Below are 14836 nucleotides of genomic sequence, written 5' to 3'. Positions count from 1 at the left end.
AGAGGGATGACCATCGCGGCCACGTTGCCCGGCCAGCCCCATCATCGGAGGTGCTTTGATGCCTTGGCGAGACGGGCCGCCGTGGCGGGTCGCCGGGCGCGGGCTGTGCGGCTACTGGGCGACTTCCTGGGGGGTGAGGGGAGTGGTCTTTCCGGCGATCAGGCGGTAGCCGAGGGCGCTGAGGACGTAGCCCACGGAGGCGATCAGCAGCACGACGTACGACTTGCCGTTGGCCGGGAGGATCAGTGCCACGACGACGGCCGCCAGCACGAACATCCCGTTGAAGAGCATGTCGTAGATCGAGAACACCCGGCCGAGATAGGCGTCCTCGACGTCACGCTGCACGATCGTGTCGGTGCAGATCTTCACGCTCTGCCCGGTCACGCCGAGGACGAAGCCCGCCGCGAGGAACCCGATCTGCTGGAACGGCAGGCAGAGCAGCAGCTCAAGCACGCCCGACAGCACAAGCATGATCGGGATCCACGCCTCGGGGCGGAAGCGCTGGGTGGCCCACGGGGTGATCAGCGCGGCCACGAAGAAGCCGAGGCCCGAGGTGGCGAGCACCCCCGTGATGTGGCTGAGGCCGGCCTCGACGTTCGTGGTGAAGTAGAACCGGTAGAGCATCACGGTCATGACGATGAACATGCCGTAGAGGAATCGGTGGGCGGCCATGCTCGCCAGCGCGGCGGCCGGGGCCCGCAGGTGCACGATGTGACGGGCGCCGTCGATCATGCCGCTGATCACGTTGCGGACGGCCTCGCGGGCCTGCGGCCGGTTCGGGTTGTACGAGGGGCCGAGCAGGGACCTGTGCATGGTGGAGGCGATCAGCGCGCTCAGGCCGAACACCACGCCCGAGACGACCAGCAGCATGGCCGTACCGCTGTGCTCGGCGCCGAAGGCGAGGCGGAGCACGTATCCCATGCCGGCTCCGACGAACGTGATGACCGTGCCGGACGTCGGGGTGACGGCGTTCGCCAGCAGCAGGCGTTCTCCGTCCACCACGTGGGGCAGCGCGGCGCCGAGAGCCGACAGGAAGAAGCGGTTGACCCCGAGCACCGCGAGGGCGGCGCCGTAGAAGCACCAGTCGGGCGCGTTCAGCGCCACCAGCATGGCGGCGAGGATCAGCAGGACGCCCCGGACGATCGGCGCGATCACCAGGATCTGGCGGCGCGACCAGCGGTCGATGAACACCCCGGCGAACGGGCCGAGGATGGAGTAGGGAAGCAGGAGAACCGCGAACGCGACAGCCGCTTCGGCCGCGCTGGTCTGCTTCTCGGGCATGAAGAAGGCGTAGCCCGCCACAGCGAACTGGAAGACACCGTCGGAGAACTGCGAGACCAGGCGGGTGGCGAACAGACGTCTGAAGTCCCGGCCTCGAAGGACGGCACGAAGGTCGGAGACGTAGGTCACGCGGGCCAGCCTACTGGCCCTGTGTGGAACGCCACATCGGGAACATCCCCGATATGGCTAGGGGGAGAACGCGCGCCGCTCTGGCTGGTCGCGGTGGATAGCCGCTTTCGAGGCGGTCTGGTCGCTTACCACGTCATTGGTCGGGCCGTGTTCCTTTCGGCGTTGCCCAAGGTAGACGCTTGGTCCACCTGGGAGGACGTTTCCACACCCGGGGATGACGCGTGTCCGGCAAACGGTCCCCACGGCGAGGCGGGCACATGGCCGCACTAGACATGATCACGTACCCTCGATCGAGTGACCAATGACGAACAGGTCGTGCTCGTGAACGCCGAAGGCGAGGCCATCGGCACCGCTCCCAAGTCCGTGGTGCACGGCGCCGACACGCCCCTGCACCTGGCGTTCTCCTGCTATGTCTTCGACGACGAGGGAAGGGTCCTGCTGACCCGGCGCGCGTCTCACAAGCGCACCTGGCCGGGGGTGTGGACCAACAGCTGCTGCGGGCACCCGTTGCCGGGCGAGCCTCCCGTGGAGGCGGTCGTCCGCAGGCTCTCGTACGAGCTCGGCCTCACCGCCGACAGCCTCGAACTGATGCTCCCCGCCTTCGCGTACCGCGCGGTGATGCAGGACGGCACGGTGGAGCACGAGATGTGCCCGGTCTACCGGGCCATTGTCTCCGGCGATCCGCGGCCCAACCCGGACGAGGTGGGGGAGACCCGGTGGATGCCCTGGAAGGAATTCACCAACGACGTCATGAGCGGCCTGCTCGCGATCTCCCCTTGGTGCGGTGAGCAGGTGCCGCTCCTCACCGCTCTCGGCGCCGACCCGTCCACCTGGGAGGCCGCCGACCCTGCGGACCTGCCTCCGGCGGCGAGGAGTCCCCGTTAGGGAGTCCATACACAAGGAAGCGCCCGGATGATTCCGGACGCTTCCTCATCACATATGTCGGCGGCGGCCCCGCGCCCGGTGCTCGCGCACGGTCGCCGTTGGTCGCTCCCCGGGCGTGTCAGCGCTCGATCTCGCCGCGGATGAACTTTTCGACGGACTCGCGGGCGTCGTCGTCGGAGTACTGCTCCGGCGGCGACTTCATGAAGTAGGACGAAGCCGACAGGATCGGACCACCGATGCCGCGGTCCATGGCGATCTTGGCGGCACGCACCGCGTCGATGATGACGCCGGCGGAGTTGGGGGAGTCCCAGACCTCCAGCTTGTACTCGAGGTTCAGCGGGGTGTCCCCGAAGGACCTGCCCTCAAGGCGGACATAGGCCCACTTGCGGTCGTCCAGCCACGGCACGTGGTCCGACGGGCCGATGTGGACGTCGGCCTTCGCCATCTCGTGCGGGATCTGCGACGTGACGGACTGCGTCTTGGAGATCTTCTTCGACTGGAGGCGCTTGCGCTCCAGCATGTTCATGAAGTCCATGTTGCCACCGAAGTTGAGCTGGTACGTGCGCAGCAGCTCGACCCCGCGGTCCTCGAAGAGCTTGGCCATGACCCGGTGGGTGATGGTCGCGCCGACCTGCGACTTGATGTCGTCGCCCACGATCGGGACGCCGGCGTCGGTGAACTTCTTCGCCCAGACCGGGTCGGAGGCGATGAAGACCGGAAGCGCGTTGACGAAGGCGACGCCCGCGTCGATGGCGCACTGGGCGTAGAAGCGGTCGGCCTCCTCCGAACCCACGGGAAGGTAGGACACCAGGACGTCGACCCGGGCCTCCTTGAGCACCGCGACCACGTCGGCCGGAGTCTCGTCGGACTCCTCGATCATCTCGCGGTAGTACTCGCCGAGACCGTCGTAGGTCGGGCCACGCTGCACGGTGACGCCGGTCGGCGGCACGTCGCAGATCTTGATCGTGTTGTTCTCCGAGGCCACGATCGCCTCGGACAGGTCGCGGCCGACCTTCTTGGCGTCGACGTCGAACGCCGCGACGAACTCCACGTCACCGACGTGGTAGTCGCCGAACTGGACGTGCATCAGGCCCGGCACCCGGCTGGCGGGGTCGGCGTCCTTGTAGAACTGCACGCCCTGCACCAGCGCCGCGGCACAGTTGCCGACTCCGACGATGGCTACGCGCACGGAACCCATCGCACTCGCTCCTTTACTCATTTGTCTTATCAGGAACGGGCTCGGCGTCCTGCGCCTCCGCCCTGTCCGTTTTTGGCCGGACGGCTTGCGCACGTTCGGTATCGATCAGCTCGTTCAGCCAGCGCACTTCACGCTCGACTGATTCCAAACCGTGGCGCTGTAATTCCAGGGTGTAACTGTCCAGCCGCTCACGCGTGCGGGCCAGAGCGGTGCGAACCCCGTCGAGTCGCTCTTCCAAGCGGCTTCTGCGGCCTTCGAGGATGCGCAGCCGTACCTCGGCCTCTGTGTGGCGGAAAAACGCGAAATGAACGCCGAAGCTCTCGTCTTCCCAGGAGGAAGGCCCCGCCTGGGTGAGCAGCTCGTGAAGGCGCTCCTTGCCCTCGGCCGTCAGCATGTAGACGATCTTCGACCGTCGGCCGGTGAGCGGCAGAGAGGTGTCGCGCGGGCTCTGCGTCGTGGTGCATGGGCCGCGGTCGTCCGGCTGCTCCTCCGCGATGAGGCCGTCGGCCAGCAGCTGCCGAAGGCACGGATAGAGCGAGCCGTAGGAGAACGCGCGAAACATGCCGAGCAGGGCGTTGAGCCGTTTCCGCAGCTCATAGCCGTGCAAAGGGGTCTCGTGAAGCGAGCCGAGCACGGCCAGTTCCAGGACTCCGCCTCTGCTGACCGCCACTGGAACCGCCCCCTCCCGCATCGATGTGTTCTGCCGATGTATCGAGCCGATACATCCAGAGGATACGTCGCGTCGGCATAGTGTGCAATCAGCAAAAGCTCAAGCGGTTGGGCGGAATAGCCAAAAAAGTCGTAGTCTGGCGCCCATGTGGTCACAGCGAGGGGTCGTGGACTACGGCCTTGCGAAGCGGGCGACCGTCCAGTCGCTCCGCTCGGGTCGCGCGGCCAGGAGTGACGTGTGCGACGCTCATCCCTACCTTCTACGTGCGGCCAGATATCACGGTGAGCCCACGCAGCGCGTCTGCCCAATTTGTGAGTACCGGAACGTGACCCATGTCACATATGTGTACGGCGACCAGCTTGGCCGCAGCGCAGGTCGTGTAAAAGCCACGTCAGACCTTGTTCAGATGGCCCATGAATACGAGGAATTCCGGGTCTACGTTGTTGAGGTCTGCCAAGGTTGTTCATGGAATCACCTGACGGTTTCCTTCGTCCTAGGCAACGGCGGGCCACCGGGCAACTCCGGCAAAGACGGACAGACCGCGGAGACGTAGGTCCAGCGCAGTCGAGCTCCCCAGCTCAGGAGGCACGCCTCCCCGCCTGCCGCTGACAGACGTCGAAGACCCTCCAGATCGCCAGATGACCCAACGAGGACGCGTGAGTTACAGCAGCTATGGCTCCGAGCCGACCGGCCGCCCCGACCAAGTCGAGGGCCCCGGCGGATCCGCTCGCCCCGGGCGGCGCCGTCGCTCTGCCCCAGAGGGCGCGCCCGCCGGTGGACACCCGTCACCGCCCCCCGCACCGGCACCCGACCCGGCCTCCGGGTGGCGTGCCGCCCCGCCGCAGGGTCCGCCACCCGGCCGCTCCGGCGACCCCCGGACCGGCGCGGGCGACCCCCGCTCGTGGTCCGGCGCGCCTGATCCGCGTTCTCGGTCCGGCGCGCCCGATCCACGCTCTCGCCCCGGACCCGCCGACCCGCGTACGCGCCAGGCCTCGGCGGACCCCCGCGCCCGCTCAGGGTCCCCGGATCCCCGCTCGCGCCCAGAGGCCTTCCCGGCCGGCGGCGATCCTCGCCGATCCGCGGGTGAGTCGCGGGGCCGGCGTTCCGAGGCGGCCTTCGAGGACACCCAGTCCATAGGGCAGCTGCCTCCGCCCGGTCAGGGCACGTCCCGGCGCGACGTCTCGGGCTCCGAGACCGTCGTGAGCCGCGACATGGGCGCCAGGCGCAGCCGCAGGGCGGGCGGCGGTCCAGGCTCAGGCGGTCCAGGCTCAGGTGGTCCCGGCTCGGGTGGTCCAGGTGGTCCAGGTGGCAGGGGCCCGGGCGACCGGCCTCCCGGTGACGGCCCCGGCAGGCGGCGCGCCAAGGACGACGAGCCGCGCGGCCGTACGGGCTGGCGGCGGTTCGTCCCCAACTGGAAGATCGTGATGGTCGGCTTCGCCGTTCTGGCGGCCGGTGTCTTCGGCATGATCGCCGTCGCGTACGCCAACACTCCGCTGCCGAGCGAAAAGGATGCCCAGGCGGCGGCCACCGCCCAGGGCAGCACCTTCTACTACGCGGACGGCACGGCCATGGCCCGCCTGGGCACCGAGCGCAAGGCCGTCAAGCTCGAAGACGTGCCGAAGTACGTCCAGGACGCGGTGATCGCGGCCGAGAACGACACGTTCTGGACCGACCCCGGCATCTCCCTGTCCGGCATCGCGCGGTCGGCCTGGAGCACCGCGACCGGAACACAGCTGCAGGGCGCGTCCACGATCACCCAGCAGATGGCGAGGAACTACTTCAATGGCCTCAGCCAGGAGGTAGCGGTCAAGAGGAAGGTCAAGGAGATCTTCATCGCGATCAAGCTGGACAAGGACTGGGACAAGAAGAAGGTTCTCGAGTACTACCTGAACACCGTCCCCTTCGGTCGCAACACCTATGGCATCCAGGCCGCCGCTCAGAAGTTCTTCGGTCACGGCGTCAAGAAGCTGACCAAGGCCGAGGGCGCCTACCTCGCCGGACGCATCCAGCAGCCGGGCAACTTCGACCTCGCCGAGGAGAAGAAGAACTACTCCGGCACCCAGTTCCGCTTCAACTACGTCCTCGGGCAGATGGCGAAGCTCAACCCCAAGGAGTACGGCAGCCTTCCGACGACGCTGAAGTTCCCGACGCCGAAAGCCCGCAGGGATTCCTCGGCGTTCGGCGGGCTGCGCGGCTACATGCTGACCGAGGCGCTCAAGGAGCTGGAGTCCAAGGGGCTGCCGCGCTCCGAGATCGAGACCGGTGGCTACAAGATCTACACCACCTTCGACAAGAACCTCATGCTCGCCGCGAAGAAGGCCGTCGTCCAGACCACCGCCGGGCTCCCGAGGGAGGTCCACACCGGCCTCGCCGCCATCGACCCGCGCAACGGCCGGGTGGTCGCCTTCTACGGCGGCAACGACTACCTGGGCAAGCATCCCGACCAGTTCAACGAGGCCTTCCAGGCCCGCAAGCAGGCGGCGTCGGCGTTCAAGCCGTACGTGCTGGCGGCGTGGCTGGAGGCGGGCCACAGCCTGAAGAGCTACGTGACGGGCAAGCAGCCGCTCAAGCTCGAAGGCACGACGCCGATCTCCAACGGCCACTCGACGCCGGCGTCGATGGACATCATCTACGCGACGCAGCACTCCATCAACACGGCCTTCGGCCAGATGGGCGCCGAGGTCGGCCTGGACGCCGTCAAGCGCATCGCCGAGGACGCGGGCCTGAGCAAGGACAGCCTCGACAAGGACGTCAACGACCACCGGTTCCTGTTCTCCATCGGCAGCGCCGGCGTGACCCCCGTGGAGCAGGCGGGCGGTTATTCGATCTTCGCCAACGCCGGCAAGCACTACCCGACTCACACCGTCATCAGGGTGATCGGCCCCGACAAGATCGAGGTCATCCCCGAGGACAAGACGCCCAAACAGGTCATCTCCGAAGAGGTGGCCGCGGATGCCATCGTCGCCCTGCAGTCCGTGGTCAAGGGCGGCACCGGTACGGCCGCGGCCCTGCCCGACCGTCCGGTCGCGGGCAAGACCGGCACGAACAACGACAACAAGGAAGCCTGGTTCGTCGGCTTCACCCCGCAACTGTCGTCGGCGGTCGGCATGTACAAGGAAGACCGCAAGAGCGGCGCCGAGCTGTCCCTGGGCAACAACTTCGACGGAGGCACCGTTCCGGCCCGCGTCTGGCGGGCGTTCATGGCCGAGGCCATGAAGGGCGAGAAGGTCATGGAGTTCCCGCCGCCGACCAACATCGGCTCGCCGCTCGACCTCGTGCCCAAGCCGACCCCGACGCCCACCCCCACGCCGACCGACCCGGGCTTCCCGGACGACAACGGCTGGCCGAACGACAACGGCGGCGGCGGGGACAACGGCGGCGGCGACAACGGAGGCGGCTGCCTTCCCTGGGACGACGCCTGCAACAACGGAGGCGGCGACCCGGTCAACCAGGGCGACACCTCAGGCGGCACCTCGACCACGCCGCCACCGCCGACGCCCTCACCGACGCTCACGGGCGGGCGCCGCTCGACGCCCACTCCCAGCCGGTGATCGGATAACGCCATGAGCCGATCGACGTACGCCCCAGGTCCCGCCGGCCCCGTGGCCCGTGCCGTGCTGCCCTTGCTTCCCCTTGGGCTGCTCGCGGCCCTCGGGGCCGTGCTCGCGTACGCCTGGAAGGCGCCGTGCCGGCTCGGCGGGGCGTGGAACGACGGCACCCAGCAGTTCCTCAACTTCTGCTACACCGACATCTATCCGCTGTGGTGGAACGAGAAGCTGGACCAGGGGCTCGCGCCGTACTTCGGCCACGACGTGGAGTACCCCGTCGGCATCGGCTCCCTGATGTGGGTCATCCAGAAGATCGTGTCCGGGCTGAACGAGCCGGGGGTCTGGTTCTACGACCTCACCGTGCTCGTCATGGCGGCGTCGCTGATCGTGGGCGTGCTGGTCATGGCGTCGCTGGCCGGCATGCAGGGCCGTCCCTGGGACGCCGCCTGGTACGCGCTCGCGCCCGCGCTCATCCTCACGGCGTTCATCAACTGGGACCTGCTGTGCGGGGCCCTCAGCCTCGGGGCCTTCCTCGCCTGGTCGAGGAACAGGCACTTCCTGGCCGGGGTGCTGCTGGGCCTGGCGATCGCCACGAAGTTCTACCCGCTCGTCTTCTTCGGGCCGCTGTTCCTGCTGGCGCTGCGCACCCGCAGGTTCCAGGCCTTCTTCTGGACGCTCGGCGGCACGGTGATCACCTGGGTGGTCGTGAACCTGCCGTTCATGCTCCTCGCGTTCAAGGGCTGGAAGAAGTTCTACGCCTTCAGCAGTGAGCGCGGAGCCGACTGGGGTTCGGTCTGGTACTTCTTCCAGATGAAGCAGTGGCCGATCCTCGGGGATCCCAGCCGCATCGACATGCTCGGCATCGTGTCGTTCGGCGTGCTGTGCCTGGCCATCGCCGTGCTGGCCCTCACCTCGCGCACCCGGCCGAGGCTGATGCAGCTCTGCTTCCTGGTCCTCGCCGCGTTCATGGTGACCAACAAGGTGTGGTCCCCGCAGTACGTGCTGTGGCTGGTGCCGTTCGCGGTGCTGGCCCGGCCGAACTGGAAGCCGCTGCTGCTCTGGCAGGTGGCCGAGTGCTGGTACTTCTTCGCGATCTGGCTCTACCTGGTCGGCATCCAGCCCGGTAACGAGTCTCTCGGGATCAGCGACGGCACGTACTTCACCGCGGTCTGGGGCCGGGCCGTCACGATCGCGATCATGGCGGCGTTCGTGGTCAGGGACATCCTGCGGCCCGAGCACGACGTGATCCGGCGGGGCGGCATGGACGACCCGACCGGCGGCGTCTTCGACGGGGCCGAGGACCGCATCGTCCTGCGGGTGACTCCGCGGGCGCTCCAGGACCGGCCGGCGTCGAGCGCGGCCTGACGTTCCTGATCGGATTTCCAGGATGACCCTCTATCCTCCTTCGTGTGCAGACCTCCCCCCAGGAGACCGTTTCTCGGGTGCCCTGGGTACGCCAGTCCGACAGCGATGTCCTGGTTCTGTGGCTCGGATCGCGCTTGGGGATCGTCGTCGCGGCGACGGTGGGAGCGAGCGTGCTGGCGGGGGACAAGCTCCTCACGCCGTTCATGGAGCGCTGGCAGCACTGGGACGCCAAGCTCCTGGTGGACATCGCGAAGTACGGCTATGACGGAGACCCCGCCGCCGACCCCGACGCCGGGCTTCCGGCCTTCTTCCCCGGCGTGCCCCTCGCCCTGCGCCTGGTCCATGTGATCGTGCCCGACTGGTCGCTCGCCGGCCTGATCATCTCGCTCGTCGCGGGGCTGGTCGCGATGACGGCGCTGGCGAGGCTCGGCGAGTTCGAGGGCCCCGCGGGCACCGGTTGGCGGGCCGTTCTGGCGCTCCTGCTCTGCCCCACGGCGGTGTTCCTGTTCGCGGGGTACACCGAGTCGCTCTTCCTGGCCTTCGCGGTGCCCGCCTGGCTCTACGCGCGCCGCCAGAACTGGATGGCCGCCGGCCTGCTCGCCGCCGGCGCCTCGTGCGTGCGCATCACAGGACTGTTCCTGGCCCTGGCTCTCATCGTGGAGTTCGTCATGCGCCGGGGCCGGGCCGGCAAGGCCGCGTGGCTGCTGGTCCCGTTCCTGCCGCTCATCCTCTACTCCGCCTACCAGCACAGACGTACGGGCGACTGGCTCGCCTGGCAGCACGCCCAGGAGGCGGGCTGGGGACGGCAGATGGTGTGGCCGTGGCAGTCGTTCTGGACGACCTGGCAGATGGCCGCGGGCGACGGCCAGTTCGTCTGGGCGTTCCGCATGGAGATCGCCGGCGCGCTCGTGGGGTTCGCCGTGGTGATCTGGCTGCTCCTCGCGCGGCGGTGGAGCGAGCTGGTCTACGTCGGGCTCCAGCTCGGGGCGCTCGTCTTCTCCGCGTACTACCTGTCGATCCCGCGCGCCCTGCTGCTGTGGTGGCCGCTCTGGGTCATGCTCGGCCAGGTCTCGGCGCGGCGCCGGCCGGTGCTCGTGCTGTACGCGCTGGTCGCGGGGCCGCTGATGGTGCTCAACACCATGACCTTCATCAGCGGGGCATGGGCAGGCTGAGGCGCTGAGCCGCAGCCTTTACCCACTTCCCGGCGGAGTAATCCAGGGACTTATCCACAGGCTGTGGATCAAAGGTGATCACGAAGGAAGGCGATGTCGGCCGCCTGGCCGTCGCCCGGGGTCTCCACCACGATCGGCGCCCCGGCCGCGCGGCACACGCCAAGGATCAGCTCGGGGTCGATCTGGCCGTTGCCCAGGTTGGCGTGCCGGTCGGCCCCGGAGTCGAAGGCGTCCCGCGAGTCGTTGCAGTGCACCAGGTCGATGCGGCCGGTGATGGCCTTGACGCGCTCGACCACGTCCACCAGCTCCTCGCCGCCGGCGTGGGCGTGGCAGGTGTCCAGGCAGAAGCCCACGTCGAAGCCGTCGAGCGCCTCCCACAGGCGGGCCACGCGCTCCAGCTTGCGCGCCATGGCGTTGCCGCCGCCCGCGGTGTTCTCGATGAGCACCGGGATGGGGGTCTCGAGCCGCTCGAACACCTTGCGCCAGTTGTCGAAGCCGACCTCGGGGTCGTCGTCCTTGCCGACGTGGCCGCCGTGCACGATCAGGCCCTTGGCGCCGATCGAGGCCGCGGCCTCCAGCTGGCTCGCGAGAAGCTTGCGGCTCGGGATGCGGATGCGGTTGTTCGCGGTCGCGACGTTGATCACGTAGGGGGCGTGGACGTAGACGTCGACCTCCGACGCCCTCAGGACGTCGGCGGAGGCCGGGATGACCGGCCCCTTCCATCCCTGGGGGTCACCGAGGAAGAACTGCACGACCTCGGCCTTTCGCGCCGTGGCGTGAGCCAGGGGGTCGTCTTGGTCGACGTGAGCTCCGATACGCACCATGGGACGAGCGTAGCCGTTTCAAGAACCCGCCCATGGGCAGGTGGAGCGCCGGGTTGGTACGCCCAGAAACCCGCGTACCGTGAGACATAGGAGACGACAGTGGCCTATCGCCGCCGCGGAATCAGCCTGTTAGGCCTGATCTACATCCTCATCGGGATCTACGTCGCTTGGGTTCACGACTACATCACGCCCAGCCTGCTCAAGAAGGTCGCCCAGGCACTCATCGCGATCTTCCTCTGGTTCCTGATCCTGCTCGGCGTCGACCTCCATATCGGGGGCTGAGATCGCTTCGGCCTACCTGACACCCCGACGGGGGCGCCTCGGGGGGCGCCCCGCCGTTCGTGCCGCTTCTGGCGTCGCCGTCAAGGAATGAACCCGCCGTGGTAGATGCCCGTCGCCACGCCGACGAACGACATGACGATGGCGACGATGTTGACCGAGCGCTCAGCGGTCGTGGCCGAGACATACTGTGAGTACATCCCGACGAAGAACCCCACCAGCCCGGCCCACGAGGCGACCATGTGGGCGCTGACGACGAACCCGCTCACGAACGCCACCAGACCGCAGGCGATCGCGACCATGGTCAACGTGTTCTCGCGGGTGTGCTTCCTGCCGTCGGAGTTGAGGGTGAGGCGGAAGGGCTCGCTCTCGGTAGGGCCAAGGGCTTGTGGCATGGCGGCCACCTCCTCTCTTCTCTCCGTGACGTTCCCCTTACAGGCGGCCGACAATCACGGCCGGGCAGTCGGCCGGCCCTGGTAGACTTCTGGGGCCGCGTTTGTTATGCGCGTGTTATCAACCGCGCTACTCGCTCCGCCACCGAAGGCGGCACGAGAACGCCGGCGTCCTCCTGTCACGGCATGGTGTCGTGACCGCAAGAGTCCAGAGGAGGTTGGAAGTCCGCATGCGTCGCTACGAACTGATGGTCATCCTTGACCCGTCCCTCGATGAGCGCACGGTGACTCCCTCGCTCGACCAGTTCCTCACTGTCGTCCGCAATGACGGCGGCACCGTGGAGAAGGTCGACGTGTGGGGTCGTCGCCGGCTGGCTTACGACATCATCAAGAAGTCCGAGGGCATCTACGCCGTCGTCGACCTCACGGCCGAGCCCGCCACGGTCAAGGAGCTGGACCGCCAGCTCAACCTGAACGAGGGCATCCTGCGTACCAAGGTGCTGCGTCCCGACATGCACTGAGCGGCTTCGGGTCATGCCGAAGCCCGGCTTTTTGTCGGGCGGTAGCCGTACTCTGAGGCCCTACAGGCTGCGCAGATTCACGCAGGAAGGCGAAAGCGACCGATGGCAGCAGGCGACACAACGATCACCATCGTCGGCAACCTTGTCGACGATCCGGAGCTGCGTTTCACCCCTTCGGGGCAGGCCGTGGCCCGGTTCCGCATCGCATCCACTCCGCGGTTCATGGACAAACAGACCAACGAGTGGAAGGACGGCGAGAGCCTCTTCCTGACCTGCAACGTGTGGCGCCAGGCGGCGGAGAACGTCGCCGAGAGCCTCCAGCGCGGCATGCGGGTCATCGTTCAGGGGCGGCTGCGCCAGCGGTCGTACGAGACCAAGGAAGGCGAGAAGCGCACCGTCTACGAGGTCGAGGCCGACGAGGTCGGCCCGTCCCTTCGTAACGCCACGTGCAAGGTCAACAAGACCGCCCGTCAGGGCGGTGGCGGTGGCGGCGGGTTCGGCGGCGGCGCCGACGACCCGTGGGCCTCGGCCACTCCGGCACCTTCGGGTGGCGGTGGCTACGGCGGTGGCGGCGGTGGTGGCTACAACCAGGGCGGCGGCTTCGGCGGCTCCCAGGGTGGCGGCGACCTCAGCGACGAACCGCCTTTCTGATCAGTAGTTCAATCCCAGTAACCGATCGACCATTCCCGCATCTTGCGGGGCTCTCTTAGGAGGAGCACCACGATGGCGAAGCCGGCACTGCGCAAGCCGAAGAAAAAGGTTTGCCTGTTCTGCCATGACAAGATCTCCTACGTCGACTACAAGGACACGGCGCTGCTTCGGAAGTTCATCTCCGACCGCGGCAAGATCCGTGCCCGCCGGGTGACGGGCAACTGCACCCAGCACCAGCGTGACGTGGCGACCGCGATCAAGAATGCCCGTGAGATGGCCTTGCTGCCGTACACGAGCACCGCGCGCTGACAGGAGGCGGAGACATGAAGCTCATTCTCACCAACGAGGTCTCGGGCCTCGGCGCCCCCGGTGACATCGTCGAGGTCAAGGACGGCTACGGCCGCAACTACCTGATCCCGCGCGGGTTCGCCATGCGCTGGACCCGTGGCGGCGAGAAGCAGATCGATTCGATCAAGAAGGCGCGCGACGCCCGCGAGATCCGTGACCTCGGCACCGCCAAGGAGGTCGCCGGCAGGCTCGGTTCCCTCCGGGTGACGCTGAAGACGCGGGCGGGCGACTCCGGCCGCCTGTTCGGTTCGGTGACGACCGGTGACATCGCCGACGCGGTCAAGGCCGCCGGCGGTCCGCTGCTCGACCGTCGCCGCATCGAGATCACGAACGCGATCAAGAGCGTCGGTTCCCACCGCGTCTCGGTCCGGCTGCACCCTGAGGTCGCGGCCAACCTTGACGTCGAGGTCGTCGGCTCCTGAGCGACCAGCTCGTGAGGTAAAAGCTCGTGAGGTGAAGAAGGGCTCCTTCCCGATCCGGGGAGGGGCCCTTCGGCGTCTCCCGATGCGCGAAACGGCCGTCCCCACAGGGACTGCCGCCGCCTGAGGCATGGGTTGCTGGAGGGTCGGGTTCCATCTGCATTAGGGCTGTATGTGGTAATGCGTCGTACCAGATATCCTGAGCGACGAATTCCCTCGGGTACACCCCCTTCTGGAGGCCTAGATGCTCCGTCCCTCGATGCTGCTGGCGCTCGGCGCCCTCGCGACGGCGGCGGTGGCGTGCGCTCCGGCCTCCGACACCTCCTCGCCGTCCGGCACGACCACCGCCGCCCCCTCCGCGTCCGAATCGTGCACCAAGGACCAGCTCAAGCTGCTCAAGCCGGGCACCCTGACCATCGGCACCGACAAGCCCGCCTACGAGCCGTGGTTCAAGGACGACAAGCCGGCGAACGGCCAGGGATTCGAGAGCGCCGTCGCCTACGCCGTGGCGAGCAAGCTGGGCTTCACGACAAGTGAGGTGACCTGGACGGTCGCCCCGTTCAACTCGGCTTTCGCGCCTGGCCCGAAGCAGTTCGACTTCGACGTCAACCAGGTGTCCATCACCCGGGCGCGGGCCAAAGCCGTCGACTTCAGCGACGGCTACTACACGGTCAAGCAGGCCGCCGTCTCGCTGGGCGGCTCGAAGTTCGCCTCGGCCACCTCGCTCGCCGACCTCAAGAACGCCAAGATCGGCGTCCAGGTCGGCACGACCTCCCTTCAGGCCGTGAAGGACGTCATCAAGCCCAGTGCCGAGCCGAACGTCTACAACGAGCAGATCGACGCGGTCACCGCCCTGAAGAACAAGCAGGTGGACGCCCTGGTGGTCGACCTGCCCACCGCGTTCTACGTGACGGCCGCGCAGGTCGACGGCTCGAAGATCGTCGGTCAGTTCGGCAGCGGGTCCGGTACGCCCGAGCAGTTCGGCCTGGTGTTCCAGAAGGGCAGCGCGCTGGTGAGCTGCGTGAACAAGGCGATCGGGGAGCTCACCTCCTCCGGCGAGCTGGCGAAGATCGAGTCCCAGTGGCTCGGCTCCGCGGCCGGTGCGCCGGAACTGCAATGAGCGATCCGTCCGGCAGCGGCTCCGTCGATCCCGG

Annotated in this window: 16 protein-coding genes; 11 read left to right on the top strand and 5 right to left on the bottom strand. The window is 67.8% G+C overall.

Annotation, left to right across the window (positions count from 1 at the left end; all coding sequences use genetic code 11):
- Positions 1-111 precede the first annotated feature (111 nt).
- Entirely contained in the window at positions 112-1410 is a 1299-nt protein-coding gene (locus tag AB0O34_RS08760; protein WP_363914173.1) for an MFS transporter, read from the bottom strand.
- A gap of 294 nt (positions 1411-1704) precedes the next feature.
- Between AB0O34_RS08760 and idi the strand changes: the two genes are divergently transcribed.
- Complete coding sequence (idi, locus tag AB0O34_RS08755) at positions 1705-2295, top strand: isopentenyl-diphosphate Delta-isomerase (protein WP_363914171.1); 591 nt, start codon at positions 1705-1707, stop codon at positions 2293-2295.
- 118 nt (positions 2296-2413) lie between these two features.
- Here idi and AB0O34_RS08750 read toward each other — a convergent pair whose 3' ends face one another.
- Together AB0O34_RS08750 and AB0O34_RS08745 are read right to left on the bottom strand one after the other, a co-directional pair.
- Positions 2414-3493 (bottom strand): inositol-3-phosphate synthase, encoded by a 1080-nt coding sequence (locus tag AB0O34_RS08750; protein WP_363914169.1) that lies wholly within the window; start codon positions 3491-3493, stop codon positions 2414-2416.
- A gap of 13 nt (positions 3494-3506) precedes the next feature.
- Complete coding sequence (locus tag AB0O34_RS08745; protein WP_363914167.1) at positions 3507-4163, bottom strand: PadR family transcriptional regulator; 657 nt, start codon at positions 4161-4163, stop codon at positions 3507-3509.
- A gap of 145 nt (positions 4164-4308) precedes the next feature.
- Between AB0O34_RS08745 and AB0O34_RS08740 the strand changes: the two genes are divergently transcribed.
- From AB0O34_RS08740 to AB0O34_RS08725, 4 genes are all read left to right on the top strand, one after another.
- Positions 4309-4716 carry a DUF5318 family protein gene (locus AB0O34_RS08740; protein ID WP_363914165.1) on the top strand — a complete coding sequence of 136 codons (408 nt, stop codon included), beginning with the start codon at positions 4309-4311 and terminating at the stop codon, positions 4714-4716.
- Positions 4717-5362: 646 nt separating this feature from the next.
- The gene (locus AB0O34_RS08735) at positions 5363-7714 is read left to right on the top strand and encodes a transglycosylase domain-containing protein (protein WP_363914163.1); all 2352 of its coding nucleotides are present in this window, start codon (positions 5363-5365) and stop codon (positions 7712-7714) included.
- A gap of 12 nt (positions 7715-7726) precedes the next feature.
- Positions 7727-9076, top strand: a complete 1350-nt coding sequence (locus AB0O34_RS08730; protein WP_363914161.1) for a glycosyltransferase 87 family protein — start codon at positions 7727-7729, stop codon at positions 9074-9076.
- Positions 9077-9210: 134 nt separating this feature from the next.
- Positions 9211-10248, top strand: a complete 1038-nt coding sequence (locus AB0O34_RS08725; RefSeq protein ID WP_363914159.1) for a mannosyltransferase family protein — start codon at positions 9211-9213, stop codon at positions 10246-10248.
- 68 nt (positions 10249-10316) lie between these two features.
- On the opposite strand, the gene AB0O34_RS08720 is transcribed toward AB0O34_RS08725, so the two are convergent.
- Positions 10317-11072: a deoxyribonuclease IV gene (locus AB0O34_RS08720; protein ID WP_363914157.1), complete on the bottom strand. Its 756-nt coding sequence runs from the start codon at positions 11070-11072 to the stop codon at positions 10317-10319.
- Between the two features lie 99 nt (positions 11073-11171).
- Here AB0O34_RS08720 and AB0O34_RS08715 point away from each other — a divergent pair, with 99 nt between their 5' ends.
- On the top strand, positions 11172-11354 hold the full coding sequence (locus tag AB0O34_RS08715; protein WP_363914155.1) for a hypothetical protein: 183 nt from the start codon (positions 11172-11174) through the stop codon (positions 11352-11354).
- 80 nt (positions 11355-11434) lie between these two features.
- Here the strand turns inward: AB0O34_RS08715 and AB0O34_RS08710 are convergent, their stop codons facing one another.
- Complete coding sequence (locus AB0O34_RS08710; RefSeq protein ID WP_363914153.1) at positions 11435-11746, bottom strand: hypothetical protein; 312 nt, start codon at positions 11744-11746, stop codon at positions 11435-11437.
- Between the two features lie 227 nt (positions 11747-11973).
- Here AB0O34_RS08710 and rpsF point away from each other — a divergent pair, with 227 nt between their 5' ends.
- The 5 genes from rpsF (at position 11974) to AB0O34_RS08685 (ending at position 14802) form a co-directional block, all read left to right on the top strand.
- The gene (rpsF, locus tag AB0O34_RS08705; protein ID WP_358551478.1) at positions 11974-12264 is read left to right on the top strand and encodes a 30S ribosomal protein S6; all 291 of its coding nucleotides are present in this window, start codon (positions 11974-11976) and stop codon (positions 12262-12264) included.
- Positions 12265-12366: 102 nt separating this feature from the next.
- The gene (locus tag AB0O34_RS08700; RefSeq protein WP_363914150.1) at positions 12367-12915 is read left to right on the top strand and encodes a single-stranded DNA-binding protein; all 549 of its coding nucleotides are present in this window, start codon (positions 12367-12369) and stop codon (positions 12913-12915) included.
- 72 nt (positions 12916-12987) lie between these two features.
- Positions 12988-13224: a 30S ribosomal protein S18 gene (gene rpsR, locus AB0O34_RS08695; protein WP_061256131.1), complete on the top strand. Its 237-nt coding sequence runs from the start codon at positions 12988-12990 to the stop codon at positions 13222-13224.
- Between the two features lie 14 nt (positions 13225-13238).
- A complete protein-coding gene (gene rplI, locus AB0O34_RS08690; RefSeq protein ID WP_363914149.1) occupies positions 13239-13685 on the top strand; it encodes a 50S ribosomal protein L9 in 447 nt (148 codons plus the stop codon).
- Positions 13686-13926: 241 nt separating this feature from the next.
- Positions 13927-14802: an ABC transporter substrate-binding protein gene (locus AB0O34_RS08685; protein ID WP_363914147.1), complete on the top strand. Its 876-nt coding sequence runs from the start codon at positions 13927-13929 to the stop codon at positions 14800-14802.
- Positions 14803-14836: the final 34 nt, after the last annotated feature.

This window comes from Sphaerisporangium sp. NPDC088356 (assembly GCF_040685555.1).
Lineage (GTDB): Bacteria > Actinomycetota > Actinomycetes > Streptosporangiales > Streptosporangiaceae > Sphaerisporangium.
Note: the sequence above shows the minus strand (reverse complement) of the source record. Positions and strands in the feature narration are given on the sequence as shown.